General features: G+C 43.3%; 4 protein-coding genes and 1 pseudogene. All 5 read left to right on the plus strand.

Annotated features, from left to right (window positions below; translation table 11 throughout):
* Positions 1-102, plus strand: a pseudogene (locus WB217_RS16200) (ABC transporter permease); the annotation flags it as partial.
* Positions 103-225: 123 nt separating this feature from the next.
* Entirely contained in the window at positions 226-789 is a 564-nt protein-coding gene (locus WB217_RS16205; RefSeq protein WP_423994295.1) for an FAD-dependent oxidoreductase, read from the plus strand.
* A gap of 239 nt (positions 790-1028) precedes the next feature.
* A complete protein-coding gene (locus tag WB217_RS16210; protein ID WP_335428735.1) occupies positions 1029-1457 on the plus strand; it encodes a cell wall hydrolase in 429 nt (142 codons plus the stop codon).
* A 151-nt stretch (positions 1458-1608) separates the two neighbouring features.
* Positions 1609-2064: a MarR family winged helix-turn-helix transcriptional regulator gene (locus WB217_RS16215; RefSeq protein ID WP_423994296.1), complete on the plus strand. Its 456-nt coding sequence runs from the start codon at positions 1609-1611 to the stop codon at positions 2062-2064.
* A 2-nt stretch (positions 2065-2066) separates the two neighbouring features.
* Positions 2067-3568 (plus strand): MMPL family transporter (locus WB217_RS16220; protein WP_423994297.1); only part of this gene is annotated, 1502 nt, incomplete at its 3' end.

Below are 3568 nucleotides of genomic sequence, written 5' to 3' on the forward strand. Positions count from 1 at the left end.
GTTATGAATTTAACGATGCTCTTTTCAACGATCATGATCATCGGCAACCTGATTGCGGATATTTTATATGGGGCCGTTGATCCGCGGATAAAAGTAGAATAGCAGGTTGAACTCATCCACCGTGATGAGTTTTTTTACCGCGAATGTCCTAGTTTAAAATATTTAGTATGTAGAATTAAAGTTTGATATGATAGAAATGAATTGAAATAAAGGAGGAATTTTCCTATGTATGATGTAGCCATTATCGGAGCAGGCCCTGCTGGCGGAAGTGCAGCCATTTTTACAGCAAAGGCAGGCAAGAAAACAGTCGTTCTTGACAGCAATAAAAGCGTAACGAAGCGTGCATGGATTGAAAATCACTACGGCGCACCTGAAGTTACTGGTCCAGACTTAGTTGAAACAGGAATCAGCCAGGCGAAAAAATTCGGGGCAGAGTTTGTGGAAACAACTGTAACGTCAGTAAACAAGACAGAAAATGGTGTGAAAATTGCCACTGAAAACGGCGAATTCGAAGCAAAACATGTCATCCTGGCAACGGGCATGATGACAGATGTTGCTGAAGCGTCTGGCCTATTAACAAAGGATGGCACAGAGCCAAGAATCAAGACCATTTTTGAAGTCAATGCAGCTGGTAAAACAAATGTTGAAGGCGTTTGGGCAGCAGGAACGTGCGCAGGCGTCAGCATGCACACCATCATCACTGCCGGAGATGGCGCCAAGGTTGCCATCAATGTTATCAGTGAGCTGAATGGCGAGCGTTATGTTGACCATGACGTCTTAAAAGCATAAACAAAAACAAAAGCCTTGCAGTTTAATGTCTGCAAGGTTCTTTTTTTGTTTCAGTTTCATGCAGCTGTTGTTTACTGATCTCGATTGCCTGAATGACCGAACCTGCTGCTTGCCCATTTTTAATTCGCAAATAAGCTTCTCCGCTGAAAAAGAGGAAATGAGAATGGCTCTAAAATAAATCCGTATAGCCCAAGCCAAACGAAAATATGATGTAGTAATAAACTGGTGGAGGTTATGCCATGGCAGTAGTAAAGCATACAGAAGCGGACTTGAATTTGTTGGCGCGGCTGTTGAGAGCGGAAGCTGAAGGTGAAGGCCAGCAGGGAATGCTGATGGTTGGAAATGTAGGAATTAACCGAATAAGAGCTAATTGTTCGGATTTTAAAAATTTGAGGACGATCCCGCAGATGGTTTATCAGGAACACGCTTTTGAAGCTGTCCAAAAAGGATATTTTTATCAGCGGGCGAGGGAAGTTGATAGAAGGCTCGCAAGACGGGCAATCAAGGGCGAACGTCTGTGGCCGGCGAAATTCAGTTTATGGTATTTCCGGCCGCCCGGGGACTGTCCGCCAACATGGTATAATCAGCCTTTTTCAGGTCGCTTCAAGCTTCATTGTTTTTACGAACCAACAGGTGCCGAGTGCGAAAATATATATAATACGTTTTAAATCTGAGAGACTGTCCAAAAAGGGCAGTCTCTTCTTTTGACAAAAAATATTGACACTAAAAACCAATCGTATTAAAGTTAAAAAGGTTAATAGTTAAACAGTTGAACAGTTAAACGAATGAATAAGTTTTTTGCGAGGTGAATATATAAATATGTGTGAAAAGTCGATTAAGGAATTGGTGGATCATTATATCAATGTATCCTTTTCCGTTAACAAAATTGCCGAAGGCCTTGTGAAAGAGCAGATTGGATCGGATTTAACGAATGACCAGCACTACACATTAAGGTATATCAACAAGGTTGGCACATGTACCTCATCTGAGCTTGCTGAAGTATTTGATGTAAAGAAAAGTGCGATTACAGCCATCATTACCCGTATGTGGGAAAAGGGACTGATCCAACGTACCCGCGATGAAAATGACCGCCGGGTTGTATATTTGACGCTGACTGACAAAGGAAATGAATTGTATCGGAAAACAGAGGAGCGCATCCACTCACTGGTAGAATCCTTTATTTCAAGATTCGAGCAGAGTGAAATTGTCCAGTTCTTGAAGACGTATGACAAAGTAAATGAAATTTTACTAGAAAGAAAGAGTAAGGTGGAATAAACGTGAACTTAATAATAAAACAAAAATGGTTTGTGATCATCGCGTGGATATTGGTTGCGGCAGGGCTGTTTATGGCAGCCCCGAACATGGCGGAATTGGTGCGTGAAAAAGGGCAGATTACCGTGCCGGATGAGTACTCATCAACTATGGCCGGTAAAATTATGGATGACGTTCGTAAGCAGGAGGGCGGCGGGGATGAAACCAAGGTCGCACTAGTCTTTCATAATGAGAAAAAGCTTAGTGAAGAGGAAATCAAGGAAGCTGAGAAAGCAATCCGGAAGCTTGAAGAAAATAGTAATGAGATTGGTATTACTGATATCCTTACTCATTTTAACGAGAAAAGCCTGAAGGATCAGCTAGTTTCTGAGGACGGTAAGTCGATACTAACTCAGGTGACCGTCAGCTGGAATGACCGCGAACCAAAAGAAGTAAGCAAGCTTCTATATGACACAATTGAAGATGTGAAAGTAGACCATTACTATACAAGCCAGTGGCTGATCAATGAAGACTTAATGACCAGCTCAGAAGAAGGGGTAAAGAAGACAGAAGGAATCACGGTTGTCTTTATCCTCGTCGTTCTTCTGCTCGTGTTCAGGTCGGTCATTGCACCAATTATCCCGCTAGTAACAGTGGGTTTTGCCTACCTGGTTTCTCAATCAGTAGTAGCCGTACTAGTCGATAAAGTGGACTTCCCATTGTCCAACTATACTCAAATCTTCCTTGTTGCGGTGCTGTTCGGAATCGGTACAGACTACTGTATCTTGCTGTTAAGCAGGTTTAAAGAAGAGTTGGCACACCATGAAAGCGTGGGGGCAGCCATTGTTGCAACCTATAAAAACGCAGGCCGAACGGTCTTTTTCAGCGGTTTGGCGGTTATGATCGGTTTCGCTGCGATTGGGTTTTCACAGTTCATTCTATATAAATCCGCCGCAGCTGTAGCTATTGGTGTGGCGTTCCTGCTAATTGGATTGTTCACCATCGTGCCGTTTTTCATGGGAGTTTTAGGCCAAAAGATTTTCTGGCCTTCGAAAAGCAGTGCTGAGCATGGTGAAAGCAAGCTGTGGGGCACGGTCGGACGCTTTTCACTTGCACGCCCGTTCCTGGCATTACTGATTGTGGCTGCAGTGTGTGTACCGTTCCTGGTTGCCTATGATGGTAAGCTTAGCTACAACTCATTGGACGAAATCAGCGGTGATGTGAATTCCATCCAGGCGTTCAATGCCATTGCTGATAGCTTTGGACCAGGGGAATCAATGCCAACACAGGTTATTTTGAAAAATGATGAAAGAATGGATTCAGCTGAATACATTGAACTGGCAGAAAAAATCAGCCAGGAGTTAGAAAAGGTTGATTTAGTCGATACTGTGCGCTCTGTAACAAGACCGACGGGAGAACCAATTGATGACTTCTTCGTTTCCAAGCAGGCTGAAACACTGGAGTCTGGACTTGGTGAAGGAAAAGAAGGGTTGAATAAAATCAGTGAAGGCCTGCAGGAAGCGGAAAG

The sequence above is a fragment of the Mesobacillus sp. genome (genome assembly GCF_049588175.1).
GTDB lineage: Bacteria > Bacillota > Bacilli > Bacillales > Cytobacillaceae > Mesobacillus.